The organism is Pilosibacter rotomagensis (assembly GCF_045062245.2).
Lineage (GTDB): Bacteria > Bacillota > Clostridia > Lachnospirales > Lachnospiraceae > Pilosibacter.
In genome coordinates this window covers 1,309,397-1,323,726 of the sequence record NZ_CM170323.1, presented here as the reverse complement: position 1 = coordinate 1,323,726, position 14,330 = coordinate 1,309,397, and the positions used below count along the sequence as shown (strand labels likewise).

At 50.1% G+C, this 14,330-nt stretch carries 17 protein-coding genes, 1 pseudogene and 1 riboswitch; of the genes and pseudogenes, 2 read left to right on the top strand and 16 right to left on the bottom strand.

Going from position 1 to position 14,330, the window contains the following annotated elements; genetic code table 11:
- Positions 1-9 precede the first annotated feature (9 nt).
- The 10 genes from ACI3EW_RS05900 to ACI3EW_RS05855 all read right to left on the bottom strand — a co-directional run bounded on the left by ACI3EW_RS05900 (position 10) and on the right by ACI3EW_RS05855 (position 7,668).
- The gene (locus tag ACI3EW_RS05900) at positions 10-309 is read right to left on the bottom strand and encodes a hypothetical protein (RefSeq protein WP_405579738.1); all 300 of its coding nucleotides are present in this window, start codon (positions 307-309) and stop codon (positions 10-12) included.
- 154 nt (positions 310-463) lie between these two features.
- A complete protein-coding gene (locus ACI3EW_RS05895; protein WP_117515633.1) occupies positions 464-1,087 on the bottom strand; it encodes a PrsW family glutamic-type intramembrane protease in 624 nt (207 codons plus the stop codon).
- Positions 1,084-1,710, bottom strand: coding sequence for a histidine kinase (locus tag ACI3EW_RS05890; RefSeq protein WP_405579735.1), 627 nt, complete (start codon positions 1,708-1,710; stop codon positions 1,084-1,086). The genes ACI3EW_RS05895 and ACI3EW_RS05890 overlap by 4 nt, the downstream gene beginning before the upstream one ends.
- Complete coding sequence (locus tag ACI3EW_RS05885) at positions 1,694-2,062, bottom strand: hypothetical protein (protein WP_021905703.1); 369 nt, start codon at positions 2,060-2,062, stop codon at positions 1,694-1,696. Before ACI3EW_RS05885 ends, ACI3EW_RS05890 begins: the two co-directional genes overlap by 17 nt.
- On the bottom strand, positions 2,052-2,597 hold the full coding sequence (locus ACI3EW_RS05880) for an RNA polymerase sigma factor (RefSeq protein ID WP_021905704.1): 546 nt from the start codon (positions 2,595-2,597) through the stop codon (positions 2,052-2,054). Before ACI3EW_RS05880 ends, ACI3EW_RS05885 begins: the two co-directional genes overlap by 11 nt.
- 67 nt (positions 2,598-2,664) lie before the next feature.
- Positions 2,665-3,486, bottom strand: a complete 822-nt coding sequence (gene thiM, locus ACI3EW_RS05875) for a hydroxyethylthiazole kinase (RefSeq protein WP_405579730.1) — start codon at positions 3,484-3,486, stop codon at positions 2,665-2,667.
- 13 nt (positions 3,487-3,499) lie between these two features.
- Positions 3,500-4,018, bottom strand: coding sequence for an energy coupling factor transporter S component ThiW (thiW, locus tag ACI3EW_RS05870; RefSeq protein ID WP_015554054.1), 519 nt, complete (start codon positions 4,016-4,018; stop codon positions 3,500-3,502).
- Positions 4,019-4,456: 438 nt separating this feature from the next.
- A riboswitch (TPP riboswitch) is annotated at positions 4,457-4,563 on the bottom strand.
- Between the two features lie 46 nt (positions 4,564-4,609).
- Positions 4,610-5,869: a DNA polymerase Y family protein gene (locus tag ACI3EW_RS05865; protein ID WP_405579726.1), complete on the bottom strand. Its 1,260-nt coding sequence runs from the start codon at positions 5,867-5,869 to the stop codon at positions 4,610-4,612.
- Between the two features lie 113 nt (positions 5,870-5,982).
- On the bottom strand, positions 5,983-7,323 hold the full coding sequence (locus ACI3EW_RS05860) for an MATE family efflux transporter (protein WP_405579723.1): 1,341 nt from the start codon (positions 7,321-7,323) through the stop codon (positions 5,983-5,985).
- A gap of 171 nt (positions 7,324-7,494) precedes the next feature.
- Positions 7,495-7,668, bottom strand: coding sequence for a hypothetical protein (locus ACI3EW_RS05855; protein ID WP_182426724.1), 174 nt, complete (start codon positions 7,666-7,668; stop codon positions 7,495-7,497).
- Between the two features lie 106 nt (positions 7,669-7,774).
- On the opposite strand from ACI3EW_RS05855, the gene ACI3EW_RS05850 reads away from it, so the two are divergent.
- Both ACI3EW_RS05850 and ACI3EW_RS05845 read left to right on the top strand, forming a co-directional pair.
- A complete protein-coding gene (locus ACI3EW_RS05850; RefSeq protein ID WP_118529556.1) occupies positions 7,775-8,047 on the top strand; it encodes a type II toxin-antitoxin system RelB/DinJ family antitoxin in 273 nt (90 codons plus the stop codon).
- 14 nt (positions 8,048-8,061) lie between these two features.
- Positions 8,062-8,325, top strand: a pseudogene (locus tag ACI3EW_RS05845) (type II toxin-antitoxin system YafQ family toxin); the annotation flags it as partial.
- 348 nt (positions 8,326-8,673) lie between these two features.
- Here ACI3EW_RS05845 and ACI3EW_RS05840 read toward each other — a convergent pair.
- The 6 genes from ACI3EW_RS05840 to ACI3EW_RS05815 form a co-directional block, all read right to left on the bottom strand.
- A complete protein-coding gene (locus ACI3EW_RS05840; RefSeq protein ID WP_118529555.1) occupies positions 8,674-9,636 on the bottom strand; it encodes a carbohydrate kinase family protein in 963 nt (320 codons plus the stop codon).
- A 79-nt stretch (positions 9,637-9,715) separates the two neighbouring features.
- A complete protein-coding gene (locus ACI3EW_RS05835) occupies positions 9,716-10,633 on the bottom strand; it encodes a LysR family transcriptional regulator (RefSeq protein ID WP_182426723.1) in 918 nt (305 codons plus the stop codon).
- Between the two features lie 46 nt (positions 10,634-10,679).
- The gene (locus tag ACI3EW_RS05830; protein WP_118529553.1) at positions 10,680-11,588 is read right to left on the bottom strand and encodes a serine hydrolase domain-containing protein; all 909 of its coding nucleotides are present in this window, start codon (positions 11,586-11,588) and stop codon (positions 10,680-10,682) included.
- A 72-nt stretch (positions 11,589-11,660) separates the two neighbouring features.
- Positions 11,661-12,968, bottom strand: coding sequence for a CitMHS family transporter (locus tag ACI3EW_RS05825; RefSeq protein WP_118529552.1), 1,308 nt, complete (start codon positions 12,966-12,968; stop codon positions 11,661-11,663).
- Between the two features lie 319 nt (positions 12,969-13,287).
- Positions 13,288-13,758, bottom strand: coding sequence for a LysR family transcriptional regulator substrate-binding protein (locus tag ACI3EW_RS05820; protein ID WP_243022206.1), 471 nt, complete (start codon positions 13,756-13,758; stop codon positions 13,288-13,290).
- A complete protein-coding gene (locus tag ACI3EW_RS05815; RefSeq protein ID WP_243022205.1) occupies positions 13,703-14,158 on the bottom strand; it encodes a hypothetical protein in 456 nt (151 codons plus the stop codon). The genes ACI3EW_RS05820 and ACI3EW_RS05815 overlap by 56 nt, the downstream gene beginning before the upstream one ends.
- Positions 14,159-14,330 lie beyond the last annotated feature (172 nt).

Here is a 14,330-nt window from a genome sequence, read left to right as displayed (position 1 = left end):
CCCCCATTTCTATGGTATCTGTTTCCTTTTTCTGAACTTGATATATAAAGCAGTGAGCACAACTGCAGCGGTAAAGGAAATGACCGCTTCCAGCACATATCCGCCCACACCCTCATGCAGCAGGATCGCCCCGTACATTCCCGCAGCATCCATCGGCTGGCTCTGCACCGTCCCTACCGTTCCCAGAAGAGACAAAAACAGCAGAACGCACAGTGCCGACAGACTGCGAATGCTTCGCCGCGCCTGTCGGCGGCGAGATTCCGCTATCCGCTCCTTTGCCAGTGCAACACGCTTTTGTGTATCGTACATGCACGCAAAACCTCCTTTCTGAAAACTCAGCTTAAAGGCCTTTCACTTATATAGGTACAAAAATCCGGAAAAACTCTCACCCGGAAAGCAGATTTTTCAAAAAAAATGAGAGCTGCTTAAAAACAGCTCCCAAAAATCACAAAATAAAGTTATATTACGATGTCAGACGGCGGGCAATCAGCTTTCCCGCTGCCAAGATCATTACAGGCAGAACATAGGCAGCATACTGCACTGCGCCGCCGTAAGCGATCAGCAGATTATAGAGCGCGTGAAACGTGATGGCTGCTCCCAGCAGACCGCAGGTTCCGGCAATCTTCAGCCAGGTCCGCTGCCACACATACGCAAGGCCTCCGCCTACAATGGCTCCGCAGATCACATGCATCGCTCCTGTTCCGATCCCCCGGAAAAAAATAAAGGAAAAATGTCCGGCTCCATTTTGGATCAGGTAGCAGATATTTTCAAAGGTGGCAAAGGAAAGAGCTGTGATCACAGCGGAGATTTTGATCTGTTCCGTCTTTGGCTCAAATATCAGAAGATAAAAGAGCAGAGGCAGAAGCTTCATGACTTCCTCCACCACCGGGGCGATCTCCGCAGTGGCGGCAAAGGTATCCGCACCATAAAGTGCAGCGAAAAAGGTATTGATATAAGCGGAAAGAAGACACGCCCCCATTCCTGCAAGGCAGAACAGAAAGAATTTTGTCTGCCGTTTTCCCATGCACAGGGCGGCGATCAGTAACGGCGATGCCATACAGATAAAAACATTTTCAATATACGTCATTCCTGCACCGCCTTTCCCATTGCCGGCAGCAAAGCGAGCAAGCAGCCTGCCAGCAGAAGATCAAACCAGCAGTATGGGCTGAAAATGGAATCTCCCGGCCAGAAGCAGCCGGAAGTCCAGAGAGCATATTCTAATGTTGCATAGCACAGTACCCAGGCATGAAAATATTTCATATTATGTGCAGCTCCCCTCTGCCTTCTGGCATAGGCAAGTCCCCGGATAGAAAAACAGGAAACAATGATCATCATACCGCACCAGAGCAGATTGGAGAGGATATCTCCAAATGTGCAGTAAAACATGCACAGCGGAACACCGATCAGGACGGCACTCAGGGCCTTCCTGCACGGAAATCTCCTTTCTTCTGCCGAAGAAAGCGCGTATTGCAGCATGGAAAGGAAAATGACACTTGCTACCCAGCCGAACTCTGACACATAAAAGACCTGCGGCGTTTTGGAAAATAAGAGCAGATACAGCGTCCAGTAGAGGGATCCAAGGAAAAAACAGCCATAAAAGCAGGTCAGCAGGAAATACTCCTGTTTCCGGCTTTTCAGATACCGGATACCGCCCAGAAAAAAGCCTAACAGGGTAACCGCGGCTTGCAAGAGGTTACTGATGACTTCCATCTGCATTTTCCCCCTTTTGCTCCCCTGTCTGTTCTTCTTCGTTCAGTCTACGTATGCGGAAACATAACACCGTCACGCACACGCCGAGAACAAAAGCGAGCAGTCCGACCACGATATATCCAAGTGCGGTGCTGCCGCCTAACATCGTCGCCGCTGTTTCAAAGCCAGAAGAAGTTCCCATCTCAATCCGGCTGACAGTATCAGGCATGGAAAGGGAAACACCTGCGATCACCGCAAGACATGCGGCCACGCAGCAAACTGCTGCAGCCCATTCTCTCCGCAGTCTTTTTTTGTATTCTTTTTCCGCAATACGACGTTTTACTTCCGCGATCCGTTCCTCATTACTTCGCATTGGTAATTCCCTCCCGCTCCAGCAATCCACGCAGACGCGCTTTTCCCCGGTATACCATATTGGTGATCTGCTTCTCACTTTTTCCCATGACCTCAGCGGCCTGCCGATAGCTCATTCCCTCAAAATAGGTCAGATAAAGAGCTTCCCGGTAATCCGCCTTCAGCTCATCCATACAGATATGCAGGATCTGATCCCGTTCCTTTGTCCGAATGACCTCTTCCACCAACGTCTTTCCATCCGGCTCTTCCGTCAGGTCATCGAGGCTGAAGAAAAGCCGATGTCTGCTTTTGTGGCGCAGAGCCATGTGCCGCGCTGCTTTATACAGGTAAGCCTTAAGACCGCCGTCCCGGATGCGTGGCTTTTTTGTGAACAGATAGGAAAAGACTTCGATCATCAGGTCCTCCGCTTCGTGGACATCATGCAGATAGCCATTGATGTATAGGGTCAGCGGGTTACCGTATTTTCTCATTAAAGCCTCAAGTCCTGCTTCATCGCCGCGCAGATACTGTCTGTAAAGTTCTTCATCAATAACCATGCTGTTCATTTCCTTCTGTCTGAAATACTATACACAGTATATGTGGGCATCGGCATAATTTCAAGTCCTATTTTACTTCAAACTTCGCCCCGTGCTCCAGCTCATCCCCGTCCATATGATAGATCGCGTCGATAATATAATTCCGGTATGTTGCGTTCCCGTCCTGCGGTGTCAGCCGTTTATGGGCGATCTCCCCCGCGAGTCCCATGGCACAGACTGCCGCTGCTGCCGCCTCAAGCGGATGCTCCTGATTTGCAGTCACAAATGCTGCTGTAAGAGCAGAAAGCTGGCAGCCGGTTCCCGTGATGGAGGACATCATCGGATGGCCATTGTAGATGCAGTACGCTTTTTTTGCGTCTGCCACGAGATCAATAGCGCCTGTGACCGCGATCACAGCCCCTGTCCTCCCCGCAAATCTTTTCACGAATGCCACCGCCTCATCAAGGTTCTCTTCGGTTACACGGTCTGCGATATCCGCATCCACGCCCTTTGTGGTCCCTGTTCCCACTGCAAGCGTCTTGATCTCAGAGATATTTCCGCGGATCACGGTGAATTTTACCGTTTTTAAGAGTTCGTTTGCCGTCGATGTCCGGAATGTCGATGCCCCGACGCCCACCGGATCCAGCACTGCCGGGTGTCCCAGCTCATTGGCCCGCATTCCCGCGATCTTCATGGACTCGATGGTACGGCTGTTCAGCGTACCGATATTGATATTGAGGCCTGCGCAGATCGTCTGGATCTCCGCGACCTCCTCCTTGTCGTCCGCCATGATCGGGGAAGCCCCGCAGGCCAGAACCATATTTGCGCAGTCATTGACCGTCACATAGTTCGTAATATTATGGATCAGCGGGCTCTTCTCCCGCACCTGATCAAACATCTGTTTTAACATGCTTCTCTCTCCTCTACTGTCCCATTGCTTCCTGCATCCCTGCAAGGATATTGGCTTTCTTTAAGCTGTAGATCAGCACACCGCTGATCACTGCACCTCCGGCAGTTGAAACAAGGAACGGGATCACATATGCGTAAAATGCCAGACCTGCCGCGCTCTTTCCCATAAGGAAGACCGCTACCGGATAGGCCGTGAGTCCGCCAAGAACAGAGGTTCCAAATACCTCACCGATCAGTGTCGCCGGAATATTCTGTGTCTTCTGATACACAAGCCCGCAGATCAGCGCGCCGAACATACTGCCCGGGAATGCCATCAGGCTTCCAAGTCCCAGAAGATTCCGGATCAGCGCCGCCGCGAATGCCGCACCCAGTCCGTATCCCGGTCCTAAGAGGACTGCACAGAGAATATTCACCATATGCTGTACCGGGGAACACTTACTCCCGAATACCGGGAATGAAAATAAGCTTCCTGCCACTGCGACAGCACAGAAAACGGCTGCCACCGCTAATTTTTTCGTATTTGTCTGTTTCATGTTTTATTCCGCGTGACCGGTCCTTCCTTCGGACCGTCACACATTCCTCCTTTGAAAATTTTCCGCAGCCGCAAAGCTTCCCTGCGCAGCTGCATTTTTAGGAAACGTCTGTACGACAACAGCGCTTCCACAGGCGAAGTACCATGTACTCCACATAAAAATGTACAGTTCCCCTCTCCGGATCACTGTATGGAAGGCGGTCGATGCTTACTGGCATCCTCTCACGCCGGAACACGGCTTCCCATCGCTGATCTCATACATGGCCCAGGGCGCTCCCCCTCGGCCCGCCGCCTGCTGGCGGATCCCGTTTCCTCCTTTCCCAAAGTATGGTTTTTGTTACTTTTTTTCTGCCACCTGTTTCGGAAACACAATGATCCCGAACTCTTTAAGTCAGATGACATAAAAACAGGAGACACCCATCGCGGCATGTCCCCTGTAAAAATTCACATCATGACTTCCTACGGCGGCATTATCCGCATCAGGTTAAAGGGTCGAAGTTCGATTACTTCCTCTCAGCCCGCCAACGAGCTCCCCTGTTTTTTGTAAGACTTATTATAGCGCATCTTCGAAAATTTGCAAGTAAAGAATTTCCTATTTTTCTTTTTCCTTCTTTATCCGCACGTCCTGATCCATCTGAGCTTTCGCCTTTCTCGCAACCTTCCCGGCCGTACTCATCGTACTGCCCCGGACGATCATTCCATTTCCAAAACGCCTGCGGATATCGTCGAACGCCTCATCTGCTTTCTTCTGTTTTTCCCGTTCATCAGGATTCTCAAACAGGGAGATCTGTCTGAAATCATCCGTTGTAAGATCTGTCAGCGCCATTCCGATCAGCCGCAGAGGCTCACACTTCCAACATTCATATAACAGTTTTTTCACCTGCGCAAAGATCTCATCCGTCACATCCGTGGGATCCTCAAAAGCTCTCTGATGTGACCTCGTCTTAAAATCCAGTGTCCGATAGGTCACCGCCACACAGCTGCACTTTTTCCCGTCTCTGCGCATCCTTGCAGCCACCACATCACACTGGGCAAGCAGAAGCGCCAGTGCCTGCTCATACGTCACAAGATCCTCTTCCACGGTCGTCTCCGCGCTGTAGCCCTTCGCTTCCTCCCGCTCCGCACGCACCGGGGAATCGTCGATGCCATTGGCATACCGGTAAAGCTGATGCCCGGCCTTTTCTCCCAGGATCCGCTTAAGCTCAGCTTCCCCGCTCCGCGCCATATCTCCGATGGTCTTAATTCCTTCCTGTAAAAGTCTCTGCTCCGATGCCTTTCCAAGGAACAGAAGATCCCGCACCGGAAGCGGCCACATTTTTTTCGGGATCTCAGGCGGAAAAAGCGTATGAACCTTATCCGGCTTTTCAAAATCCGATGCCATCTTCGCTAACAGCTTATTCGTTCCGATCCCGACATTCACCGTAAAGCCCAGCTCATCCCGGATCTTATCCTTGATCTCGTGAGCCACCGCCACCGGATCCGGATAGATCAGATGGGTACCGGTCATGTCGAGGAACACTTCATCGATTGAAAAGGACTCCATCGCAGGCGCATAGGACGCGCAGATCTCCTTAAACGCCCGGGAACATCTCTGGTACAGCGCAAAATCCCCCGGCACGCACACGAGATCCGGACATTTCCGCAGTGCCAGGGCCACAGGTTCCCCTGTTGTCACCCCGTACTTTTTCGCCGGAATCGATTTCGCCACAACGATGCTGCGCCTTAGCTTTGGGTCCCCGCCGATACAGGACGGGATCTCCCGAAGATCCGGCAGCCCCTCCTTTACACGCTTCGCCGCCTCCCAGGAGAGGAAGGCGCTGTTCACATCCACATGAAATATCAACCGTTCCATACTGTTTTCCTCATACCAGAACTTTCTGAGACTTCCGTCTCCTCATTCAGTCAGGCACTGCAAAGGAAACCTTTCTATAATCATGCCTCAGCTCATCCTGCCGCACTGCCTGCTCACGCGCTTTTTTCTCTCATGATCCAGAAAAACGTGCATGTAAATATAATTCCCTTTACGATCGACGTGGACGTAAGCGCCCACCAGATTCCGTCAAGCCCCATGATACCGCTAAGAACGATGGCAAGCGGTATTCTGGCACTCGTGAGCACAATACTGATCACGCTGCATAGTCTCGTTCTTCCGAGTCCCGACAGTGCTCCGATCGTCGTCAGCTCCACGCACATAAATGCCTCGCTGAATCCAATGATCACGAGATAGCCCACAGCTGTCGCAACCGCCTTCGGCTCATGAAAGAAGATATCCGCGATCGCATTTGGGAAACAGATAAATACGGCAGAGACCAGCACTCCCCAGATTCCGACCGTCCACAGGGATACCTGATATCCTTTCCGGACGCGTTCTCTCTCCCCTGCCCCATAGTTCTGGGCCACAAACGCGTTTAACGCCGCCGCGAAGCCATCAGCCGTATTCCAGGAGATCGATTCGATCTGACCGCCAACTCTCTGCGTTGCCACTGCCTCCGCACCGTATCCGGACACCATTCGCGTCAGGATCATGGAAATTCCACAGTACGCCATGCCCTGAATCGCGGTTGGAATTCCGATCCTGCAGATCCCCCTTAAAAATTCAGCAGGGATCTTCGCAAAGAGCCGGGTTCCTTTTAACACATTCTCCTTCTTCCGCGCAATGATCCCAAGAATCATGATACTCATCACGATCGCCTGGGCCGTCACCGTAGCAATCGCTGCCCCGGTTACGCCAAGTTTCGGAAATGGTCTCGGTCCGAGGATAAGGACCGGATCCAGGATCATGTTTGTCACGAGTCCGATCAGATTTGCCATAAACGGCGTTTTTGAATCTCCCTGAGCCGTATAGAGTCCCGTCAGCGTCAACGTCAAAAATGAAAATACGATCAGTCCGCAGGCAATCTTTGTGTAGGCCAGCGCTGACGCCTGGGCTTCCGCATCCTCAAGTTTAAAAAATCCCACCATCTGATTGACAAATATGAGACAGAGGACCGCATACGCGATTCCCATTGCCGCTGAAAGCTGCACTGCAGCCTGGGCAAATCCGTGGGCTTTTTCCCGGTCCCCGCGCCCGATACACTGTGCCACCTGAACCTGTCCGCCCATTCTCGCCATGGACGCCAGCCCCTGCGAAAGCCAGGTAAACATTCCCCCGACGCCGACCCCCGCTACTGCCTTTGATCCCAGAAGGCCGATCCACGCCATGTCCGTAATGTTGTAAAGCGTCCCCAGAAATGCCGATGCCATGATCGGGACAGCAAGCTTCACCAGCGTCTTCATGATCGGCCCCTTTGTTAAATTTCCTTCCATTCCCCAAATTCCCTCATTCGTTTTATTTTTCGCTGATCCAGTATCTCTATTATACATGGTTTCCTGCAGAATTTCATCTATAAAAAATTTCGCAAGCTTCCCGCTCGGCTCCTTAAGCCTGTACCGCCGTTGGCTATTCTCAGACTTTTTTCCACTTTGGGGAAAAAGATTTCATTTATTATTTTTTTGCCTTGCAAAAATAAAAAGAACGATTAATAAAGTGACCGGGAACAATAGTCCAACTCCCATACCTGCACGGATATTGTCTATAATTAACGGTAAATCCGCTTCTATTTTATCCCCCTCCATCATTATTTCACTTTCATTTAACCATTTAAATTTCATCTTCTTTCAATTCACCTTTAACAGAATTTATGCATCTTTTATAATGACAATGTGTTGATATTAGACGTGTTTTTGAGTATACTATACTTGAATGGAGGTGTTTTGTATGGCAACAACTAATTTAAATATTCGTATAGACAAGGCAATCAAGGATCAGGCGGAGGAAATCTTCAATGAACTTGGTCTGAATATGACAACTGCTGTAAATATGTTCCTGAGAACCGCTATCCGTGAGCATGGTATTCCTTTTGAATTAAAACTGGAAGTACCGAATAATACTACAACCGCTGCGATTGAGGAAGGACGGAAAATGCTGTCTGATCCTTCTGCACCGAGATATTCCAATATGGATGCTTTGAAGGCGGCACTTGAAGTATGAAATATGATGCGTAGTTTACCAATCAGTTTAAAAAGGATTTGAAGCTTGCCAAAAAGCAAAATAAGAATCTGGATAAGCTGTTTGAGGTAATCGATATTCTGGCGAATGGCGGTACGCTGGATGCAAAACACAGGGATCATGACCTTACAGGAAACTACAAAGGTACTCGTGAATGTCACATCGAACCGGACTGGCTGCTTATTTATGAGATTCGTGGAGATGTTCTTGTTTTGATGCTTTTTCGCCTTGCTTCACATTCTGAGCTGTTTAAGAAATAAGTACAAATCGAAATTTGTAAATCTCAATAGAATAGCAGTTTATTAGCATCGGTCAGAGAAATCTGGTCGGTGCTTTCTTTATGCTCGGCAGCAATGCCGGGCAACCCTGAGCAAAAGGAATTGCCATCCCTTTGGAATCTCAGCCCGCTTTGAAATGAGTACCCACAAATGGGAAATGGTTTGTGGGCATTCATTCCAAAACGAAATAATCCCCAGAGCTTCATCCGGGAAGAAGATGAAGTTCTGGGGATTTTCAAGAATGCATGAACTGAGTAGGGAGCCTATCTCAGTATCATATGAATGCATTAATTCATTGGATGAACCTAAGAAACCCATGAGCCGCTTAAACTACAAAATTCCTATTTTTTTCTGACGGCAGACCTGGATTTCCTCTATGGATGGCAATGCTGGAATTGCGCCGCCCCTCGTTGCAGTGAGGCTTCCTGCGGCATTTGCAAAGTCCACTATTTGGCTCAGGTCACCAAGGAATAATTCCTCTTCAGGCAGGTCTTTCAACGACCAGAGCATTGCGCCGACAAACGCATCCCCTGATCCTGTCGTATCGATAGCTTTCACAGGGTATGTAGGAATCAGCTGCGCGTGGGTTCGGTTACGGTAGAATGCTCCCCTCTCTCCCAGCGTTACCAGCACCAGAGAAGGTCCCTTTTCCATCAGGATTTTGGAACCCGCCTCCAGATCGGCTGTTCCGGTAATCAGCAGCAGTTCTTCCTCAGATACCTTCAAGATATCTGCCAAAGCAATACCTCGCATGATTTGTTCCCGTGCATCTGCCTCCGTATCCCAAAGTAGCGGTCTGTAGTTTGGATCGAAACTGATTCTCTTAGCTTGCTGCTTTGCATAGGCCGCAGCATCAAGACATGCACTGCGGCAAGGTTCATCAGTCAGAGACACTGATCCAAAATGGAATATCTTACACTGGTCGATTAGATCTCTGCGAACCTCCGATGCTTTCAGCATTAGATCCGCTCCCGGTTTTCTGTAGAAAGAAAAGGATCGGTCTCCCTGTTCATTCAGTTGAACAAATGCCAGCGTTGTCGGAATAGAGTTGTCTTCTACCAGACCGGCATCATAGATGCCGCATTCTGTCAGTGTCTGCCGCAGATAACGGCCGAATCCGTCTGCACCAACTTTACCAAGGAAGGCAGAGGTTCCTCCCAACCGGTTGTTCATAGCCAACACATTGGCTGGCGCACCACCGGGATTCCGGGCGAACATAGCGATTCCCTGCTCATTTACTCCGCTGGGCGTAAAATCAATCAGGATTTCCCCCAGTGCAACAATATCGATCATTCATGTCACTCCTTTGTAAATTCCTCTCGAAATAAGCGGTATGGTTTCCCACCTGTCTGACCTCAGAAAGGGGAGTGAATCAGTACAGAGCACCAACCAGATTAATCAGGAATCTAGCCGGTTGTGAAACCAGATAGTCCTGCTTATATGCGGCAACAAAATCCCAAACCTCTGGGTGTTCTCCAAAGGAGAAAAAGCTGATTTTGTCGGCAGTCTCATGTTTCTCAATGCGGAAACTGCTGGCAAATGCCACACCGTATTCCTGTGCCACCAGGGACAGAACGGTATCAATGGTACTCAGTTCCGCAATTCTGGGAGAAATCGCATGACTTTCCAGAATTTCCGAAGCCAGCTGTCCCAGCCGCATTTTCTTTTTCAGAGTAAGGAAACAGTCGTTTTCAAGATACTTCAAATCAATCCACGGATATTTTCGCCCGGGTTCGTTTTTGGAAAGCAGCTCATAGTGGCCGTTTTTCGGGGCACACAGTACAATTTCCTCCTGAGAGATCAACTCACAGCAAAACCGTTTTTGCGTGAACCTGCTTTTTTCAGACATGGTGAAAAAAGCAATTTCAATGGTCCCGTCACTGAGCATACGCTCCAGTGTGTCCACATCTTCCTCAAAAATCCGAAGCTCATAATCCGGAAACTGCTTTCGGAAATCCGGTAAGATCATGGGCAGAATGGTATGACCGCGTCCAGGGGTAATTCCCACGGACAGTTTTCCGTGATCGACCTCCTTCAACGCATCCAGTTCCTTTTCCAGTTTCTGCTGGAGTTGCAGGATACTGCGCGCTGTTGCCAGATAAAGTTCCCCTGCGTATGTTGGGATCAGCTGCCGTTTTCTTCTTTCAAACAGAGGAAGCCCCAGCTCATCCTCTAGCTTCAGCAGGAATCTGCTGAGAGCCGGTTGGGAAACAAACAGGCGATCCGCTGCTTTTGATAGTGTTTTCTCCTGGGCAATCACAATAACATACTCGATTTCTCTGCGATCCATGGCGCGCTTCCTTTCCTGTTGTCGGGAAATCCCGTTGTTGGCTATATTATAGCAGAGGAAGCACCGTTCTGACAGCCGCCCGGAGAACTTTTTTCTCGTTTTCGATTTGCATGGAATTGATGGCAATGACCGCATTCTTCCTGGGGACGACCACACAGTACTGACCATACTTTCCGTCCGCGCGGAACATTCCATCAGGCATCATCCAGAACAGGAAACCATAGTCGGTGCCAATTTCGTCATCGCCTTCATCGGAGACAATATGGCTGCGGGTTGCTTCTTCCACCCACTGGGCAGGAATCAGCTGTTTTCCGTTCCACTGACCCTTCTGCAGGTACAGCAGCCCCAGCTTGGCAAACTCGCTGACATTCAGCTGCAAGCCGCCGGCGCCAAAGGTGTTGCCCAAGGGGTCCTTCTCGCATTCCGGACGGGAAATTCCCAGGGGCTCAAACAGCCGGGGCATCAGATAGTCCACCAGCGACATCCCGGTTTTTCTCTGCACCAGAATGCCCAGAAGATAGGGACCTGCGTTGTTATATTGGAAAACGCTGCCCGGCTCATGAACCACCGGAGCCTTCAGCACAAATTTTACCCAGTCCTTCTCCACCATCTTGGGACGCATGGCTCCCATCAGCATGGGGCTTTCAAAGCCCATGGACATGGTAATCAGATGGCGGAGCTTCATTTTTTTCAGATTCTCACTGGGATTTTCCGGTGCGTCCTCCGCAAAGTGATCCAGAACATAATCATCCATGGAGAACAACCCTTCCTGGGCAGCGAAGGCGCAGGCGGTGGAGGTGAAGCTCTTGGTGCCGGAATACTGGTTCTGACGCTGCTCGGGCTCCGGCTGGTAGTACGCGATCAGCTGTCCAGCCTGAAATACACGCATTCCCCGCACAGCCAGATTCTCAGAGGTAACAGCTGCCTCAAAGGCAGAAAGATCAAGTTGACGCATAGTAACACTCCTTTGTTTGTTAAGATAGCTGCCCCTGGAATCCCCTGAGGCAGCCGTAACGGTTGTTGCGGATTATACGGGAATGATGCCGGTGACGAGAACGAAGGCCAGCATGGCACTTGCCAGAACGAATGCCCACTTGTAGGAGAAGGCGATATGATCCTTCAGTTCCACATTGGTCAGGCCAAGGCCCATGTAAGTAGCAGCAGTCATGGGCATGATGTAAATGGCAGGGCCAAAAGTAATCAAGAAGGCTGCGCCCACAGCAGCGGCAGGGATTCCGTAGACAGACACAATCTGGTTGACAATGGGCAGAATGCCATAAGTCAGGGCATCACCGTGGATGAACATACTCAGCGGGCTGTTGACAGCGGCAAACAGCACGTGCAGATGGGGAGCCATGCTCTCGGGCATGGCGGACAGAACCATCTGAGTCATGGCGTCCAGCATGGGGCTCTTGCCCATGATGCCGATAAGAACACCGGAAGCCAGTGCCGTGAAGGCCATGGTCAGAGCATCGGTGGCGTGGGCCTTGACACGCTCCATCTGCATCTTCTGGGAGGGATAGTTGACCGTCAGGCCGATGGCCAGAGCAATCATAAAGGTGATGTGTGTTGCCACCTTGGTCATGGTCAGCATCAGCACAACCGCCACGATCAGGGCAATGTTGAACCAGAACAGCTTGGGACGGTGCAGTTCATTCACTTCGGCGACAGTTTCCACGCTGACGGTCTCCGCCTCGGCGGCAGGGTTGTAGCCCGCTCCACGCTTTTTTTCATTCCGGGAGAGCAGGACACACAGGCCAAGGATCAGAACAATTCCGACAACCTGTGCGGGGATGCAATACCTCCAGATCTCAGAGGTGCCGACTTCCAGCGCGGCGGCGGTGCGTCCGCAGGGGCCACCCCAGGGCACGATATTCATAACGCCCATGGTCAGGGTTGTGATGCACAGCAGGTTGATGGGCCGCACATTCATTTTCTTATAAATAGGAAGCAGAGGAGGGATGCAGATCAACAGGGTGGTTGCACCGGAGCCATCCAGATGGCCAATGAAGGCAATCAGCACCGTGGCAAACATCAGCAGTGTAATGTTATTGCCCACCAGTTTCAGAACCTTGCCCACGATCACATCGAAAACACCGGCATCGTTCATAACACCGAAGAACAGAACCGCGAAGATAAACAGGATTGCCGTGGTCGCCACACCGGACACGCCGGAGGCAATATATCCGCTCATCTCCTCAGCGGTAAAGCCGACAGCAAAGCCAACGATGATGGGAAGGAGAATGAAAACCACCGCAGGTGTACTCTTTCCCCAGAGCAGCAGGGCTACGATCAGAATCATCAGAGCGAAGCCTGCAAGACCTAAGTATGACATATCTTTCTTTCCTTTCTCTTTTTGTGATTTGTTTCGTTCATCAATTACCGCGGTTATCTAGATGCTTTCATTATACCGGGTGCAGGAAAAATTATCCAATACCCAAAAAATCCGGTTTGTATAATCAAATGTTATACAAAAAACGCTTTTGTGCAGTTTTCCCAAGATGTCCATGGCGATGCCGGGATGAACGGGAATACCGCCGTATGCTGTCTGTATCAGGCAGCCTGCGGCGGTATTTTTACCAATACTACATACTTTTCCCGAAGAGAACACGGGTTGTAATCTGAATAAAGTCCCGGAGGTACTTGGGCATAAATTACTCCTTACTGTGGCAGGCGTAGAGATGGCGGTAGTTTTCGTAATCTTTCAAAGGGTAAAACTCCCCTCGTTTTCTGCGGATAAACTCATCTATATAGATATTGGACATCAGCATACAGGCACCGGAGGCAACCGCCACCCGCTTGCCCACCTCCAAAGTGTTTGTCTCCAGCAGTATCTTGGGATGAAAGCCAGAGCGATAGAAGAGCTTGTCCTGCACTACCCGGATGGAATGCCCTTCCCGCATCGGCACAAAAGTCTCTCTCCACATCCGCCAAGGTGATGGGGGGCCGGACTCGATGCGGGCCACGATCCCAGTGTCTCTGGCATCCAGAATGCTAATGGTTTCCTGCTCGATAAGCTGCTCATAGACCAGATTGGTGCCGGTGGATTCCATGGCGACGAAGACCAGGTCAATGGTCCCCTTTTGCAACAGCTCCTCCAGGCTGGCAGAACCCCGTTCCGTCAAATCCAGAGTGACCTTGGGATACTTCTGCCGAAAAAGCAGGAATGACCTTGGGCAGAATCTGCATGGATCGCTGCACACTGATGCCCAACCGCAGCCGACCCGAGTGGTCGGCTTTGATTTCCCGCAGCTGCTTTTCCAGCTGGTCGTTGACAGCCAGTATAGCATCTGCTGCCGCCAGATACATCTCGTCGGCATAGGTCACACGAAATAGGGAGCTGTAGCGGGTATGCCGATATTTTGTAACACTTTTATAATTCAAAATCATTATAAATACTGCTACCAAATTTGGTATTATATCGGCCACCGATTTATTTTGGGTAGTTTGCGGTTTTGAAGCCCATCTATGATTTTTGATATCATCATTATACTTTACGAATGCCTGTGCCTCTTGCTTAGTCAATTCAGGCTCGTTTCTGGTTTGTTATGTCTTGGATTATAGTATGGTCTACTCTGTGCTTCTTTCAGCTTTGACTTATAATCTGCAATATTCTTCTTGTATTGGACCAACATTTTATGCAATCGTGTACTTTGACTTATCTGCAGATTACATGCATATTCTAATACTTTATTTC

Coding starts and splice junctions, on each gene's coding strand:
- ACI3EW_RS05855 (WP_182426724.1), bottom strand. CDS start 7,668: ATGAAATTTAAATGGTTAAATGAAAGTGAAATAATGATGGAGGGGGAT.
- ACI3EW_RS05895 (WP_117515633.1), bottom strand. CDS start 1,087: ATGACGTATATTGAAAATGTTTTTATCTGTATGGCATCGCCGTTACTG.
- ACI3EW_RS05860 (WP_405579723.1), bottom strand. CDS start 7,323: ATGGAAGGAAATTTAACAAAGGGGCCGATCATGAAGACGCTGGTGAAG.
- ACI3EW_RS05885 (WP_021905703.1), bottom strand. CDS start 2,062: ATGCGAAGTAATGAGGAACGGATCGCGGAAGTAAAACGTCGTATTGCG.
- ACI3EW_RS05900 (WP_405579738.1), bottom strand. CDS start 309: ATGTACGATACACAAAAGCGTGTTGCACTGGCAAAGGAGCGGATAGCG.
- ACI3EW_RS05840 (WP_118529555.1), bottom strand. CDS start 9,636: ATGATCGATATTGTTGCACTGGGGGAAATCCTGATTGATTTTACGCCC.
- ACI3EW_RS05890 (WP_405579735.1), bottom strand. CDS start 1,710: ATGGAAGTCATCAGTAACCTCTTGCAAGCCGCGGTTACCCTGTTAGGC.
- thiW (WP_015554054.1), bottom strand. CDS start 4,018: ATGAAACAGACAAATACGAAAAAATTAGCGGTGGCAGCCGTTTTCTGT.
- ACI3EW_RS05865 (WP_405579726.1), bottom strand. CDS start 5,869: ATGGAACGGTTGATATTTCATGTGGATGTGAACAGCGCCTTCCTCTCC.
- ACI3EW_RS05830 (WP_118529553.1), bottom strand. CDS start 11,588: ATGCGTCAACTTGATCTTTCTGCCTTTGAGGCAGCTGTTACCTCTGAG.
- ACI3EW_RS05850 (WP_118529556.1), top strand. CDS start 7,775: ATGGCAACAACTAATTTAAATATTCGTATAGACAAGGCAATCAAGGAT.
- ACI3EW_RS05835 (WP_182426723.1), bottom strand. CDS start 10,633: ATGGATCGCAGAGAAATCGAGTATGTTATTGTGATTGCCCAGGAGAAA.
- ACI3EW_RS05880 (WP_021905704.1), bottom strand. CDS start 2,597: ATGGTTATTGATGAAGAACTTTACAGACAGTATCTGCGCGGCGATGAA.
- thiM (WP_405579730.1), bottom strand. CDS start 3,486: ATGTTAAAACAGATGTTTGATCAGGTGCGGGAGAAGAGCCCGCTGATC.
- ACI3EW_RS05825 (WP_118529552.1), bottom strand. CDS start 12,968: ATGTCATACTTAGGTCTTGCAGGCTTCGCTCTGATGATTCTGATCGTA.